The organism is Alkalihalobacillus sp. R86527 (genome assembly GCF_042466185.1).
Lineage (GTDB): Bacteria > Bacillota > Bacilli > Bacillales > Guptibacillaceae > Guptibacillus.
Window position 1 is genome coordinate 572,695 of record NZ_JAXHBW010000001.1, and the last position, 16,027, is coordinate 588,721.

Here is a 16,027-nt window from a genome sequence, read left to right on the forward strand (position 1 = left end):
AAAAAACAAGAAAGGCTGGTCCTCAAAAAGAGGAGAGCCCTTCTTGTTTTTTGAAATATTAACTAGCCTGCTGAATTCTATTCCCGTCAGCATCTTCATTAACATGCATCAACTTTTGAAGTTTCTTAGACATAAGTAGGAGCACGACTCCTAGTCCAAGTGCTGCAACTCCAAGGTAAATAAAGATTTCGAGATACCCGGCTGAAGTTGTCAGTGATGCGATATGACCTGCTAAATAGTTTGCGACTGAGTTACTCAAGAACCATGCACCCATTAATAGTGATGCGATTTTCACTGGTGACATCTTACTTACAAGTGAAAGACCGATCGGTGATAGTGCTAGCTCACCTAGTGTGTGTAAGAGGTAGGTGAATACCATAAACAGCATACTAGCTTTTACTGTGATACTTCCGTCATCACTACCTGTCATAATAACTGCTGGTACCATGACCATAAAACCTAAACCGAGGAGAATAAGACCGAATGCCATTTTCGTTGGGATGGCAAAGTCTCCACGCTTCGTTTTAGAAAGCTTGATCCATAGTGCAGAGACAACAGGTGCAAGTAATAGAACGAACAATGGATTCAATGACTGGAACCAGGATACTGGTACTTCGTAGCCAAATACGGTTCTGTCGATGAAATCACGTGTATAAAGTGTAAAGGATGCGCCGGCTTGTTCGAAACCAGCCCAGAAAATAACAACGAATACTGCAAGAATTAGGATAACTGCTGTACGCTGTTTTTCGATTTTTGTTAATGGTTTTGCTTTGCCTTTTACTGTTGGAGAAACTCTCTGAGCAGATGGTTGTGTACCAACATCGCCGAGGTATTTCTTAGCAAGAAGGTTAAATGTAACTTGTCCGATAATCATACCGATCGAAGAAGCAAGGAAAGCATATTTAAAGCCGAATGTTTCGATTCCGCCCGTAGTGGAGTGGAAGAGATCGGCATAAAGGAATCCTGCAACTAGTGGGGAAATGAGTGCCCCAAGGTTGATCCCCATATAGAAAATTGTGAATGCTGAGTCTTTACGTGGATCGTTTTTCGTATATAACTCACCAACAAGAGTTGAGATATTCGGTTTAAAAAAGCCGTTACCTAGAATGAGTAATAGTAGTCCTAAATAAAGTCCCCATTGCTCTTGTACAGCAAATAAGGTAAAATCACCCAGAGCCATTGTAATACCACCAATGGTGATCGCTGTCCGGAGCCCCATAAGTTTATCGGTTAAGTATCCTCCGATAAGTGGAGTAAAGTATACAAGCCCAGCATAAATACCATAAAGCTGAAGTGCTTTTCCGTTGTCCATTCCTAGACCGCCGCTGATCAATTCAGCCGTCAAATAAAGAATTAGAATGGAACGCATTCCGTAGTAGCTATAACGCTCCCACATTTCTGTGATGAATAGCAGGTATAAACCAGGAGGGTGTTTACCCTTTCCCTTTGGTGGTTTCACCTTGCTGTCTACTGTGGTGTCCATGTTGTAACCTCCAAGTTGTTTAATAACACTTCCCCATTTTAGCAAATTATTTGTCAATTTGAAGATTTCGCGGAAATGTTCACCTATTTTAAATCTTTGTAAATTTATAAAAATAATTTAAATATGCATGAAATAAACAAAGAAAACGTTAACATATAAGGTTTTGTGAAATGTGGAATTTTTATACAATGCATAACTGTTTTTGTGAATTGGGTAATATGAACTAAGTGGTTGGTCATACATAAAACACTAAAATATACATAAAAATTTAATATAGACCGCAGGAAATGTACGTGTTCTTAAAGAATTTGATTGATAAAGAAAAAGAGTTGGAGATGACATCTATGAGCATGATTGTACTTGCAAAGTTAGCTATCTCAGCACTTCTAGGTTTGATGATCGGTATTGAGAGAGAGTTAAAGCATAAGCCTTTGGGACTTAAAACATGCATGGTTATTGCGGTTAGCAGCTGTTTGTTAACGATCGTTTCCATCGAATCATCTGTGAAATTCGCTGAGTTTTCCTCAAACATTCGTACAGATCCGATGCGACTTGCAGCACAAGTCGTTTCAGGGATAGGTTTCATTGGAGCTGGGGTTATCCTTAGAAGAAACAATGATGCGATATCGGGACTAACGACAGCGGCAATTATATGGGGAGCGTCAGGACTTGGTATTTCAGCGGGAGCAGGCTTTTATTATGAAGCGTTCGTTGGTGCAGCTATCATTCTTTTCAGTGTAAATGTGCTTCCGATTATTATTAAGAAAATTGGTCCAAAGCAGCTCAGACAGCGCGAGATGCGAGCAAAGATCACGTTGGATGAAGACCAGGATGTGACTGCTTTTATGCAAGCGATCCAGAAACATGACTTTGAATTGCGGCATGTACGTGTGCGTGACACAAAGGATCATAACCGCCAGATTGAGCTCCGCCTTATGACGTTTGAAAAAAATCACACCACAGATATTTATCAGCTGTTGCGGAATGTAGATGGTGCCTCATCTGTAGAGGTTGAGGGATAAGTAGCCTTGCAAAAGGCTACTTTTTTACTTAGAAATATAAAAATTGGTTATGAGGGGTGTATTGTAATCGAGCTTCGTCCAAAACATTCATTAACAAAACGAAACGATTCTGCTTCAAGACAGTTTACCGATCGAAAAGAGCCGACGGCAGCTTTTACCCAGGCGTTCCAACAAAAACAAGACGCATATCATGTACTCACATATTACGGGGTTGGTGGTGTGGGAAAAACCCGTCTGCAAAAGGAATTATATGAGTTCGTTCATTCAATCGATTCAGATGCAATCAAAGCAAGTTTGGATTTCAAAGAACCAAAACTCCGTCATTCTGGAGAAGCGTTGATTTGGTTGAAAAAGGCTTTGCAGAAAAAGAACCCTGTGAAATTCACAACATTTGACCTCGCTTATACGGTTTACTGGAGCAAGTTAAATCCCCAACTCAGTTTGAAATCGAAAAATATTGACTTGCCTTTTATTGAAGAAGGGAGCTTTGTAGGCGAACTTGTTCATTATTTAGAAGATGTCCCAATTGCCCAATGGCTCCCTAAAACACTAAAGCTTATGAATGGAATGACACGGTACAAGGATATGATGAGCTGGTGGTTAGGTTCAGGTAAACACGTGTTAACAGAACTGCAAGACATGTTGCCTGGAGAAATAGAAGAAAAGTTGCCGATGTATTTTGCTGCAGATCTTAACGCGTATTTAGCAAAGAAACATGTTTCAGCTGTTATTTTCCTAGATACATTTGAAGCATTATGGGAAGTTGATCGAAATGTAGGATCTTTTCATCAAAAAGATGAGTGGGTCAGAGAACTTGTGCTTCAGCTTCCACAGGTTTTGTGGGTCATCTGTGGAAGGGAAAAGCTTCGTTGGGAAGAAGTGAATCCTGCCTGGAAAGAAGCGTTAGATCAGCACTTGATAGGAGAATTATCTGAAGAAGATTCAAAGAACTTCTTATTGTCATGTGGGATTACAGATAAGGAAGTTCAGGATGTGATCCTGAAGAGCAGTCAAGGCCTTCCTTACTACTTGGATTTGATGGTCGATACGTATAATGTTTTGAATGAAAAGCAAACTCCCGCGCCTGCTGATTTTTCAAGGCGGCCACAAAAAATATTAGACCGTTTTCTTCAATACCTTGAGTTATCCGAAAAAGAAACCATCAAGTTGCTATCCTTTCCAAGAAACTGGGATACCGAGATTTTTCATCACCTCATCACTCATTTTAAGACGGGCTATCCTGTTACTGCATATAAAGAGTTATTTCGTTTCTCGTTTATTAATCGAATCGATCATGAACGTTGGGATATGCAGGAGTTAGTTAGAAGGAGTCTGCAAGATCATGTGAAGGAAGAGACACCACCTTTATACCAGAAAGTTCATGAGTGGTTGTTTTACTATTACGATGAGCTCAAGCATGATGGAGTTCGTTCTTTTCAGGAAGCCTTCTACCATGGCAGCAAAGTGAAGGGTAACGAAGAGTTGTTGAGATGGTTCTTGCGGACAGGTTCGGAATACTATTCGAACGGGCAGTTTAGTGTGATTACTTCTCTACATACGGAAGTGATCTCACACCTTGAAAAGATTGATGAGGAAGAACTAGTAGGTGACATTCATCTTTTTCTAGGAGAAGTTCAGCTACTTCAAGGGGAATATGAGCTAGCATTAATGAATTATCAAGCTTCAATTGAGTCCTTTATTAAAGCATTAGTTGATGATCGCTCGCAGCTTATCGAGAAACTTGGTAAATGTGCTATGGATATGGCGGAGATGAAGATACATTTAAACTCATACGCTGAGGCATATAAGTTACTTGAAGAGGCTTCAAAATACTTTCGTTCATATAAAGGTAAGAAGAGCACGGGCTTTTTCGAAAATTATTCTCTACAGCAGATTAGACTTGGAAAGTTGCATATCCGTTTTGCAGAGTATGAAAAATCAGAAGCAAACTATCAAAACGCATTGGTGCAGTGTGATGAAGGCCTTAAGCTTAACCATGACTCTGTGAACTTGCTTTCTTTGAAGGCGCTAGCTTATGAAAAGCTGGGTGAGTTGAGCAGTAAAGTCCCTTCACAACAAGGGGAATATTACCGTAGGTCAATCGAATACTATGAGTTGGCGTCAAAAGACAGTACTCACAAAGACTATCTTCGCATCAGGACGAACATGGGACTTGCCCATAAAAGAATGGGAGAGCATTTAGACTCAAACAATCATCTCGGTGAAAAGAAATTAAGCTTTGAGAAAGCATTGATGATCTATAATGAAGTACTTGAGAAGTCTCCGAATTTCGTAGATGCACTTGAGAAAAAGGGACATGCGTCTATAGATTATATGGTGCTTTTACGAAACATTGGTTTTTATGATCAGTCTATACACTATTTTGAGATAGGCACAGAAGCTTTTAGCAAGGCTTTAGCCATTGCACCTGGTCAAGGTGGTTCTAGAAATAGAATCGCATCAGCTTATCGTGAATTAGCGATTCTTTTTATGGATCGTTTGGATTTTGATCGTGCTTTCGAAAATTTAACAACGTCACTGTCTTATTTTGAAGAGATGAAAATCTATTCACCAAATTATGTTTACTTATGCAATAGTACTGGAAAAACGTTTCAAACGTTTGGTGATTACTACTTGAAAGTCAATAAAGTACATGATGCGATTGAATCCTATGAAAAAGCGAAAAAAAGCTTTGCCGCTATGCTTTCTAAAGCTCCTGGATTGAGGGAGGCAAGTGAACGAATAGAGGTACTAGAAAGAGTTATATGGAAGTTAAAAGAACATAATTAACTATCAATCAAACGTTTGTTTAACTTAAAAGCTTTAGGCGAGAGTGAATGCCTAAAGCTTTTTTTGGTTGATAGGAATGCATCGTAACGTGAAAGATAGAGAGAGGATTATGAACAAGACTATAGACTTTCTCACATGATGTTATTTAGAATAAGACATTGTAAGGAATGCGTCAGTCATATATTTTTCGAGGATTTTGATGTTCTTCATATGGGGTCGTCGAGGTTTCGAGGGGGTTAAGAATGAAAAGAGAGAAGCGAGAAGGTGGAGAGGATCCGCGTTTTCGAATAGCAAATCGTGAGGCCCTTATTGGTATCGGGCTTGTTCTAATAAATTTCTTGTTATGGTATGGAACCGCATATGGTTTCGGATCAAAGCCTGTTGAGGAGTATAGTTACATATGGGGATTGCCAGCTTGGTTCTTCTATAGCTGTATCATCGTGACTCTCGTGATGCTCTTTCTTGTTATCTTTTCGGTGACATTTCTGTATAAGGAAGTACCGTTAGAAGAGGAGGATGACAATTGAACTGGGAAGTTGTCATTCCACTCCTTATCTTTCTTTGTAGTATTTTCGTCGTTGGGTTTTACGCATCAAGGCATGTATCAGCATCGTCTAGTTTTCTACATGAGTATTTTCTAGGCAGTCGCGAGCTTGGTGGATTTATTCTTGCGATGACGATGGTAGCGACGTATGGAAGTGCGAGCAGTTTTATAGGTGGTCCTGGCGTAGCGTATGAAATGGGCCTAGGTTGGGTGTTGCTTGCGATGACGCAGCTTCCTACGGGTTATTTTGTATTATCTGTTCTTGGGAAAAAATTTGCGATTGTGGCAAGAAAAATTCGAGCTGTAACGTTGATCGACTTTTTGAAAGCAAGGTATCGAAGTAAAGCTGTTGTGATCTTATCGGCACTTAGCATCATCATATTCTTGTTTTCCGCTATGGCAGCCCAGTGGGTAGGTGGAGCACGTCTGATCGAGTCGTTAACAGGGCTCTCGTATACAGCGGCCCTGTTCCTTTTTGCTGTTTCCGTTCTTGTATATGTTATTATTGGCGGGTTTCGAGCTGTTGCGATCACAGATACGATCCAAGGAGTCATTATGTTCTTCGGAACGCTCGTTATCTTGATTGGAACGGTGATTGCAGGTGGTGTGGAAAACATCATGGCAGATTTATCTGCAGAAAATCCGAATTTGATTTCGCCATTTGGAGCTGACCAATCCCTAACACCGCTATACGTATCATCTTTCTGGTTGTTAGTAGGTGTAGGGGTCGTTGGTCTGCCCCAAGTGGCTGTTCGCGCTATGTCTTATAAAAGCTCAAAAGGAATGCACCGGGCATTGATAATCGGAACTGTCGTAGTTGGGTTTATAATGCTTGGCATGCATCTTACTGGTGTGTTTGCTCGAGCCGTTTTACCAGGAATCGAAGTTGGCGATACTGTCATGCCTAGAATCGCTATGGAGGTTTTGCCGACTTGGCTCGCAGGAATCGTACTAGCTGCCCCAATGGCAGCGATTATGTCTACCGTAGATTCATTGCTGTTGTTGGTGAGCTCTGCAGTTGTGAAGGATGTGTACTTGAATTATGTGAAGCCTGATGCAAGCGATCAGGCGATCAAACGGTTGAGCATCGGGGTGACAGCAGTGCTCGGTATTCTCGTGTTCGTAATGGCAGTAAACCCTCCTGATCTTTTGATATGGTTGAATCTTTTTTCCTTTGGGGGATTAGAAGCAGCCTTCATCTGGCCAGTGGTAATGGGGCTTTATTGGAAGAAGGGAAATGCGAGCGGGGCAATGGCTTCAATTCTGACGGGAGTAGGGAGTTACATCCTGTTCAACACGTTTCTGCCCAATGCGTTCGGAATGCATACGGTTGTATTACCAGCCCTGATCTCACTCTTATCTTATGTGATGGTGAGTATGTTAACGGTGAAGCGACATGAAGAAACGCAAGCTCTAGTAGAAGCGAATATGTGGAAAGCTTAAATCGACAGGTACCAGGTACCTGTCGATTTTTTTTGTGGTGTGAAAGGTACAAACAATTTGATGTTTCTGAAAATTAAGATGTATCATGTGGGTGGGAGGCAAAACACAGGATGGAAATATCAAATCGCAATTCCTTCAGGAAAATCAATTCAAAATATAGTAAGTACATTTACTATTTCAACAGGAGGGTGAAATCATGAAATTTTCAATTTACCAAATGGATATTATTCCAGGTAATCCTGAGAAAAATCGTGAGAAGGTAAGTGAGTGGGTAGAAAAAGAGGTGGCAAAAGGAACCCCTGACACGATTGTTCTCCCTGAAATGTGGACGACCGCTTATACTCTAGCGGACCTTGACCAATATGCTGATGAGAATGCAGAACCGACGAAAAGTTTCCTAAGTGATCTTGCCATTAAGCATAATATTAATATTATCGGTGGTTCAGTCGCTAACCGCATTGATGGTGAATTTTATAACTCATCATTGATCATAAATCGCAAAGGTGAGGTTATTTATCAGTACGATAAAGTCCACTTAGTTCCTATGTTGAACGAGCCTGATTATCTTTCGTGTGGCTTAAAAGCTCCTGAAATATTTGAACTCGATGGAATTAAGATGGGCGTTATCATCTGTTATGACCTTCGTTTCCCTGAAATCATTCGCTCTCTTGCTCTAGAAGGTGCGCAGGTTCTCCATATTGTAGCCGAGTGGCCACTTGCAAGACGATCCCACTGGCGCACGTTGCAGCTTGCAAGAGCGATTGAAAATCAAATGTATGTCGTCTCTTGTAACCGAGTGGGAAGCTATGATGGCGTTGATTTTGCAGGAACGTCTATGGCGATCGATCCATGGGGAGACGTGCTCGCTGAAGGTGAAATAGAAGGAGAAAAGTCACTCTCAGTTTCTTTAGATCTGGAAAAAGTGAAGCAGGTTAGAAGGGATGTACCGATTTTTGATAGTAGGGTGCCACATCTTTATAGATATAAATAAGGATTCGTTTTCCTAATCACAGGCAATTCGTTACTGCAGTCCCAATGACTAATGGCCCATGCTATTCACCCGATAGCCTGTGGTAAAATGACTTTATCAGCTGTAAAGCAGGGTGGGCGGTGGTACCCCATGAACGAAAGGGGGTGCTGCCTATAATGATGAGCACATATGAGGCATTGGTATTGATGATTAGTTTTGCTTCTCTTGTGGTCACGATTATTACGGTTTCAAGTAATAATAAAAAGAAGTAACCCACCCTGCCCCGGCCAAGGTTTAAGGTGAGTTACTTCATTCATTTGCCTTTTGAGCCGCCGCTCTTCTTGCGGAGCAGCTGTATGGACGCTGGTGTTTACGCACCAGCGTGCTTTTTTTTACTGTATGAATTCTACTCTTATTATATGCAATAAGGCTTAGTATGGCAAGGGTTAGACGGTGCCTGGTACCACCCGGGTTTGCACATAAATTGTCGAATGAGAAAAGAAATAGACGAAATATCAAAAGGGAATCATGAAAATCCAACGAAGTGTAAAATGTCAGACTATTTCTCTTTTGCTATAGTGGACTAAAACCAATGAAAAGGGTGAGGTTATGTCAATTAACCGTTCGCGTTTACAAAGTCATTTAGAAGAGCTTGCATTGATTGGGAAAATCGGTGAAACAGGTGTATGTCGTCTCGCACATTCTAAAGAAGATCGGCAGGCTGTTGATGTCGTACAAGGTTGGATGGAAAATGCGGGTTTATCAGCTAAGATCGATGGATTCGGCAATTTGATAGGTAGAATTGATGGAGAAGATCCAGAAAAACCTATCTTGATTCTTGGTTCCCATATCGATTCCCAACCGTACGGCGGGAGGTTTGATGGAACGGCAGGAGCGCTCGGGGCCATAGAAGTACTTCATACGATGAAAGATAATGGAATTAAACCAAAGCGAACGATCGAAGTGATTTGTTTCTCGGATGAAGAAGGTTCCCGCTTTAATAAAGGTGTATTTGGTGTTCGAGCGCTTGTTGGCATGCTTGAAGAAGGCGAAATCGAGCGTCAGGACAAAAACGGTGTTTCGAGAAAAGAAGCACTAGAAGAGTTTGGGGTCGTAACGGATCTAAATGAAAGTCCCGTATATAAAGAGGGAGATATTGAAGCATTTATAGAGCTTCATATCGAGCAAGGACCTGTACTCGAATCAAAGAATAAGCCTGTTGGAATTGTTTCTGGTATTTCGGGACCGATTTGGTTAACGGTTACGCTTGAAGGATTTGCGGGTCATGCTGGATCTGTTCCAATGAACTTGCGAAAAGATGCGATGGTTGGCGCGAGTGAAATTATTTCGAAATTTGATCGCATGGTAAAAGAAAAAGGTAAGGATACGACTGTTGGAACGGTAGGGAGTGTACAGGTTTTTCCTAACTCACGGAACATTATTCCTGAAAAAGTAGAGTTTACGATCGACCTGCGTGATATCGATCTTGAACATCGTACTAAACTCAAGAAAGAGCTCTATACCATTATCGAGGATACAGCAAGGATCTACGAACTTACCTATAGCATCAGAGAAGATACAAAGAGTGATCCGAGGTATTGTGCAGACTGGATTAAAGAAATTATGGCAGAAGAAGATAAGGGTCTTGGCCTACATTCACCAGTTCTCATGAGTGGTCCATTCCACGATGCGCTCTTCATGTCCTATATTAGTGACTACGGAATGATCTTTGTCCGTTGTGAGCAGGGCATCAGTCATAACCCGCTTGAGTTTGCGGAGATGGAGGATATTGAGAAAGGGGTTAATCTGCTCTATAAGACAGCAGTGAGAATTGCACAGAAAGGATGAGTTTATGATTGGTGACTTGGTGTTTATCAATGGCGAAGTATGGTCTTTGAATTCAGAATTTTCAATCCACGAGGCGGCGGCAGTAAAAGGTAACAGGATTTTGATGACCGGGCGAACAGATGAGGTAATGAAGGTTGCTGATGACCATACCGAAATCATCGATTTAAAAGGTCGGAGCTTATTGCCAGGATTTATCGATGCTCATGCCCATTTAGAATTGTACGGTACGAATAAGCTCGGGGTGAACTGCAAGGATGTTGCTGGAATCGATGACCTTTTAGAAAAACTAAAGGTTGCTGCTGAAAGAACACCAGAAGGAGAGTGGGTCCGCGGTTGGGGCTACAACCAAAATGAATTAGGTCGACATCTAACTAAATGGGATCTTGATAAAGTTTCTGTGGATCATCCAATTATTGTCGTCAGAACATGCGGACATATCTCATGTGTGAATAGCCATGCTCTTGAGCTGGGAGGGGTCACCAACAACACACAGAACCCAGTTGGGGGGAAGTATGCTCGTGAAGAGAATGAAGTGTCGGGACTCCTGCTAGAATCAGCTCATATGAATATGTTCTTGAATGCGATGTATTCAGAGGAGGAGATTCAAGAAGGACTTATGCTCGCTTCTCAAGATTTTATAAAGAATGGTATCACGAGTGTTCATGACGCTGGGGGATACGGTACTGAGCATATTCGTGCACTCCAACGTGCCGTAAATACTGGTGCAGTGAAACAGCGTGTGTATGCGTTATATGGTTCGCTTCACCAATCAGCTTCTATGGTGAAAAACGGGCTAGCGAGTGGAATGGTGACAGGACTTGGAGATCAACGGTTTCGAATTGGTCCCGCCAAAGTATTCATCGATGGAAGCAGCAGCGGACCGACTGCAAAAACAAGAGAACCGTATACTAGTGACAAATCAGACTCGGGAATTCTGTATTTAAATCAGGAAGAGCTGAACAAGTCTCTCGTAGGTGCTCACGAACAAGGTTGGCAGATTACTGCACATGCTATAGGGGACGAAGCAGTTGAGATGATGATTGAAACGATCGAGACTGGTATAGATGTCTCTTATCGAGAAGACCATCGCCATCGCATTGAGCATGCAGCTATTGCACCGGGTGATCTCGTAAAAAGAATAAAAGCTTCTGGCATCGCACCCATTCCGAATCCAGCGTTTTTACATGAGTTTGGTGATGGATACATTCGAGATTATGGGGAGCGGACTGATGTGATGTTTCCTTTAAAAGACTTTGTTGATCATGATATACCATTTTCCTTTGGTTCCGATAGTCCGATTACTGACGTTAATCCATTCGTAGGAATTTATGCAGCCGTTAACAGACGAAGCAAGAGAGGACATGTAGTTGGTGAAAGTCAGCGCATTTCGATCGAAGAGGCGATTAAAGCGTATACGTTATCAGGAGCTTATGCGAGTTTTGAAGAAAATCTAAAAGGGAGCATTGAGAAAGGAAAACTTGCTGATTTAGTAGTTATTAGCGAATCAATTTTACATTGTAAGTCAGAGAGATTGAAAGAATTGAAGGTCGATATGACTGTGCTTGATGGAGAAATTGTATTTGTGAATAAAAAGGAGGGTGTGAAATGACTAAGAAGAAATTTAATATGATTTACTGCATATCTTTAGCAATTCCACTACTACTACTCGTATTTCCGCTTTTTTCAATGGGGAATCGGAGTACTCCACTTGTCTTTGGCCTTCCTTTTTCATTCTTTTGGGTGCTTTTTTGGATAGTAATGACATTTGTGATCGTTCTTATTTTATATCGCCTAGACCCGGATAAAGATGAAGAGGAGGTGAGCTAAATGATGGCAGACTGGAAAATCGCAATGATCATTATGATCGGTTACCTTGTCGTCGCTCTCTTCATTGGAGTGATGGCTGGACGAAATCAGGATAAGGGATCTCTAGATGAGTTTGCAGTAGCCGGTGGTAAGCTCGGATTGTTTGTCATGTGGTTTTTAATGGGAGGCGCCGTATTTAGTGCTTTTTCATTTCTTGGAGCTCCTGGATGGGCGTATTCCAAAGGGGCACCGGCACTTTATATTATCACGTATACGGCTTTTGCAATTCTCCCGTGGTACATCATTGGACCGAAGATAGGAAAGATAGGGCGAAAGTACAATATTTATACCGTGTCAGGCTTTTTGAAGAAGAGGTATAACAGTCGTGTATTGCCAATATTGATTGGATTAATTGCGCTTTTTGCTTCAATTCAGTACTTAGCTACACAAATGAAAGGAATGGCATACATATTCAATATCATGACAGAAGGAAGGATCCCCTTCTGGTTAGGAGCTCTTGTATCATACGGAATCGTTGTCGTTTATGTAGCTACAGGCGGTCTCAGAGCTGCGGCATGGTCCGATGTCTTTCAAGGTTTGCTCATGATTATCATCTCCTGGGTAGTAGGACTAGCGATTATCAATCAGCTTCATAGTAGCGTATCTGGGATGTTTACAGATTTAACCGCATCCAAACCGGGTTTTCTCGAAATTGGAAGTGAAGGATCTTCCATGTCTTCAACTGCTTATACATCTACCATTCTCGTATCCGTCATCGGATTTCTCATGTGGCCCCATTTATTCTCAAAATCGTATGCGTCGAATGCGAGAACAATCAAGAAAACTGTTCTCGTTTATCCAGTGTTCGCGCTATTTCTCGTACCGCTTTTATTAGTTGGATTTGCAGCAGTAAACGTAGTCGATCCTTCGACGATCGGTTCACCTGATGAAATCCTTCCCTACCTGATCACTGCAGTATTAAGTCTGCCAGGTTGGATCTATGGCCTTGTGGGAGCAGGGGCACTAGCAGCTGCCATGTCATCTGCGGATGCGATTACCCATAGTGCGTCTCTTGAATTTACTGACGGTGTTATTCGCAATGTGAAAACGGATCTATCGAATAAAACAACGCTATTGCTGATGAGGGTAGGCGTTTTTGTAATAGGTGGTTTGGCATATTTTATTACAGTTTTCGGTGGTCAGGGACTGATCGCACTGTTGCTTGGCGCTTATGGTTCAATCGTTCAATTCGCACCAGGTGTATATGGCGCTCTTTACTCGAAGCGAATTACCGGACCGGCTGTTATAACAGGACTCCTCGTTGGTACAGTAGTCAACTACTATTTTCAGCTTGTAGCATCCAGTACACCGTTTGATTTGCATGCGGGGATACTAGGATTGTTATGTAATGTTGTGATTGTAGTGGTGGTATCGGCATTTACCCAGGCGAAGAGTGAACAGGTTGCTGAAGAATATCAAAGAATTAGCGGGTGACAGGTACCACCCGCTTTTTGTCATATTTTCTGTGTGAATCGTAGGATTAAAGAGGGTAAAAGCTTAATGGATTGTCTAGCACTTATCAAATGAAAACGAAAGGGAGTGATTGTATGAAACCACGTATATATGTAACAAGGAAACTACCAAATCAAATTGTAGAGCGTTTGAGTGAGAGCTGTGAAGTTAGAATGTGGGAAGAGGATGATAAGCCTGTACCGCGAGAAGTGCTTGAAGAAGAGATAAAAGAAGTAGATGGGCTCTATTGTTTACTTACGGAGCAAATCGATGCATCACTCTTAGAGGGAGCAGACAAGCTGAAAGTGATCGCAAACATGGCTGTTGGCTATAACAACATTGATATCGACGCTGCAAAAAGGCTCGGTATCACAGTTACAAATACACCAGGTGTTTTGACAGAAACAACGGCTGATCTCACATTTTCATTATTGATGGCGACTGCAAGAAGAATTCCAGAGGCTTCTGAGTATTTGCGAGATGGTGACTGGAAAACATGGTCACCGATGCAGCTAACAGGACAGGATATTCATGGTGCGACGCTAGGGATAATTGGCCTCGGAAGGATAGGTGAAGCAGTAGCCAAGCGAGCTAAAGGGTTTGATATGAAAATACTTTATCATAATCGCAGTCGGAATCGTGAGGCAGAAGAACGACTGGAGCTTCACTATACAGAACTAAATACCTTATTACGTGAATGTGATTTTGTCTGTGTGTTAACGCCGTTCACTTCTGAAACAAATAATATGATCGGTAAAGAACAGTTAGATCTGATGAAGGAAAGTGCTGTTATCATTAACACTGCAAGAGGTGGAATCATAAACGAAAAGGCGCTTTATGGTGCGTTAAAGGAAAAATCAATTTGGGCAGCGGGGCTAGATGTATTCGAAGAAGAGCCCATTTCATTGGATCACCCATTATTAACGTTACCTAATCTCGTCACCTTGCCACATATAGGTAGTGCAAGTATTGCGACAAGGATGAAGATGGCAGATCTTGCAGCAACTAATTTGCTGGATGTTCTGCTAGGAGAAGAGCCACCGAATAGAGTAGTTTAAAGAGTGGATGACTAAAGGGCGGGTGCCAGGCACCGCCCGAACTACCTCGAACGATGTCGGAGAGAATATGTTGACGTTGTTATGGAGGTAGAAGTAATCTGTAACTACTATGAAAGGAGGTTTGAGCGTTATTTATCACTAAATACAAAGGAGAGAAGAATGTGAGAACTGTGTATCATCCCCGTTCTACCCTTGCCTATCCTCGAACAATCAGCATGACACCTCCATGGTAAGAAAACTCAGAGTTTGGCTCCCAAATCACTTTTATCACATTGTAAGTAGAGGAAATCGTAAAGATCTATTGTTTAAAGACGATAAGGATTATCGTGTTTTCTTCTACATCCTCGAAGAAGTCTACGAAACTCATCCCTTCGAAATTTCTTCATACTGTTTATTGAGTAACCATTACCATCTCCAGCTTCGTTCAAAACACTTCCCTATTTCAAAGATTATGGCGTTCATTAATAAGCGCTATGCAACTTATTTTAATTCACGCTACGAGTTAACTGGTCATGTTTTTGAAAAGCGATATTTTGGTGAGGTCCTAGAAACCGTTGGTGATCTGTTAGAAGTGAGTCGATATATTCATCTTAATCCCATCAAAGCGGGTCTTAGTAATAGGGCTGAAGATTACCAGTGGTCAAGCTACCAATATTATTATAGTGGTCAATCTAGGTTTCTTCCATATCTGAAAACCTCTGTGCTATTAGAGGGCTACCCAGGAACGATAATGGAAAAAAGGGAAGAGTATTGTAGGTATGTTAATTTGTTGCGAAAAGAACTCCTAAATCCCATTCACTTATAAGGCCGAAACTCTAACAAAACAAAAAGAGGCGCCTTCTCATACAGGTGCCTCGATGTTAAACAAACGTTTGATTGAAGAAACGTGTGCTAGTTGTAATTCCACAGTATTCGGTATTTCCCATCCTCTTTGGCGACGATAACCTCCTGAACAATGTTGAATTTTCCAAAGTCGTTATTGAAGGTTTGTGTAACAGTGGTAACATACACTTTTGTTAAGATCTGTCCACTTCCAGGTGTTTTCCAATTCTTTTTTGTTTTTATTTTACTAACTTTGAAGGTGTATGCCTTTGCGAAAGTATCTTGTGTTAAAAACTGCGCTCGAAGCTTACTATACTGTTCGTCTGAAAAACGATTCCTCATTTCGGAGTGAAACAACTTCCAAGATTGTGTGTATTCTCCTTTTTGCTCATATCTATAAAACTCTTTTACGGCACCGACAGCTCTAGCTCTTGGTTGCTGCCAAATCCATACTGTTACACTACCTCCTAGCAATACCATAATGATTAAGATGATAAGGAATTTGGCGCCGCCCCCAGATTGACGACGAGTTTTGAAGTGCGACAAGGTGTGTTCCTCCTTGTGGCTTGACTATTAAAGTGTATGAGCTACCAGAGTTGTCCCATTCAAAGTAGTTGTGCTTTTCAAAGTGTGCAGCCATTTCGTCTCTTTTTAAGGTTATCCTTAAAAGAATAGAGCTTGGTCAGGAGGAGAGAAGCGGGAGCGCATAAAGAGATTGCTAATCTATTT

The 16,027-nt window shown here is 41.5% G+C and carries 14 protein-coding genes; 12 read left to right on the plus strand and 2 right to left on the minus strand.

The genetic code is table 11. The features are described 5' to 3' along the window. Positions 1 to 58 precede the first annotated feature (58 nt). Positions 59 to 1,483, minus strand: coding sequence for a peptide MFS transporter (locus SJY16_RS02990; protein ID WP_377887590.1), 1,425 nt, complete (start codon positions 1,481 to 1,483; stop codon positions 59 to 61). 344 nt (positions 1,484 to 1,827) lie between these two features. On the opposite strand from SJY16_RS02990, the gene SJY16_RS02995 reads away from it, so the two are divergent. From SJY16_RS02995 to SJY16_RS03050, 12 genes are all read left to right on the plus strand, one after another. Next, the gene (locus SJY16_RS02995) at positions 1,828 to 2,505 is read left to right on the plus strand and encodes an MgtC/SapB family protein (RefSeq protein ID WP_377887591.1); all 678 of its coding nucleotides are present in this window, start codon (positions 1,828 to 1,830) and stop codon (positions 2,503 to 2,505) included. A 6-nt stretch (positions 2,506 to 2,511) separates the two neighbouring features. Further along, on the plus strand, positions 2,512 to 5,295 hold the full coding sequence (locus tag SJY16_RS03000) for a tetratricopeptide repeat protein (protein WP_377887593.1): 2,784 nt from the start codon (positions 2,512 to 2,514) through the stop codon (positions 5,293 to 5,295). A gap of 242 nt (positions 5,296 to 5,537) precedes the next feature. Further along, entirely contained in the window at positions 5,538 to 5,822 is a 285-nt protein-coding gene (locus SJY16_RS03005) for a YhdT family protein (protein WP_377887594.1), read from the plus strand. Next, complete coding sequence (panF, locus tag SJY16_RS03010) at positions 5,819 to 7,282, plus strand: sodium/pantothenate symporter (protein ID WP_377887596.1); 1,464 nt, start codon at positions 5,819 to 5,821, stop codon at positions 7,280 to 7,282. Before SJY16_RS03005 ends, panF begins: the two co-directional genes overlap by 4 nt. Before the next feature lie 196 nt (positions 7,283 to 7,478). Continuing rightward, complete coding sequence (locus SJY16_RS03015) at positions 7,479 to 8,273, plus strand: carbon-nitrogen family hydrolase (RefSeq protein ID WP_377887597.1); 795 nt, start codon at positions 7,479 to 7,481, stop codon at positions 8,271 to 8,273. Positions 8,274 to 8,428: 155 nt separating this feature from the next. After that, the gene (locus SJY16_RS03020) at positions 8,429 to 8,524 is read left to right on the plus strand and encodes a putative holin-like toxin (RefSeq protein WP_224879806.1); all 96 of its coding nucleotides are present in this window, start codon (positions 8,429 to 8,431) and stop codon (positions 8,522 to 8,524) included. Between the two features lie 337 nt (positions 8,525 to 8,861). Further along, positions 8,862 to 10,100: a Zn-dependent hydrolase gene (locus SJY16_RS03025; RefSeq protein WP_377887598.1), complete on the plus strand. Its 1,239-nt coding sequence runs from the start codon at positions 8,862 to 8,864 to the stop codon at positions 10,098 to 10,100. Positions 10,101 to 10,104: 4 nt separating this feature from the next. After that, on the plus strand, positions 10,105 to 11,709 hold the full coding sequence (locus SJY16_RS03030) for an amidohydrolase (protein WP_377887599.1): 1,605 nt from the start codon (positions 10,105 to 10,107) through the stop codon (positions 11,707 to 11,709). Next, entirely contained in the window at positions 11,706 to 11,927 is a 222-nt protein-coding gene (locus SJY16_RS03035; RefSeq protein ID WP_377887600.1) for a DUF3311 domain-containing protein, read from the plus strand. Before SJY16_RS03030 ends, SJY16_RS03035 begins: the two co-directional genes overlap by 4 nt. A 3-nt stretch (positions 11,928 to 11,930) precedes the next feature. Continuing rightward, positions 11,931 to 13,400, plus strand: coding sequence for a sodium:solute symporter family protein (locus SJY16_RS03040; RefSeq protein ID WP_377892033.1), 1,470 nt, complete (start codon positions 11,931 to 11,933; stop codon positions 13,398 to 13,400). A gap of 113 nt (positions 13,401 to 13,513) precedes the next feature. Beyond that, positions 13,514 to 14,476, plus strand: coding sequence for a 2-hydroxyacid dehydrogenase (locus SJY16_RS03045; RefSeq protein WP_377887601.1), 963 nt, complete (start codon positions 13,514 to 13,516; stop codon positions 14,474 to 14,476). Positions 14,477 to 14,702: 226 nt separating this feature from the next. Continuing rightward, positions 14,703 to 15,281 carry a transposase gene (locus SJY16_RS03050; protein ID WP_377887603.1) on the plus strand — a complete coding sequence of 193 codons (579 nt, stop codon included), beginning with the start codon at positions 14,703 to 14,705 and terminating at the stop codon, positions 15,279 to 15,281. Positions 15,282 to 15,367: 86 nt separating this feature from the next. On the opposite strand, the gene SJY16_RS03055 is transcribed toward SJY16_RS03050, so the two are convergent. Next, entirely contained in the window at positions 15,368 to 15,844 is a 477-nt protein-coding gene (locus SJY16_RS03055; RefSeq protein ID WP_377887604.1) for a hypothetical protein, read from the minus strand. Positions 15,845 to 16,027 lie beyond the last annotated feature (183 nt).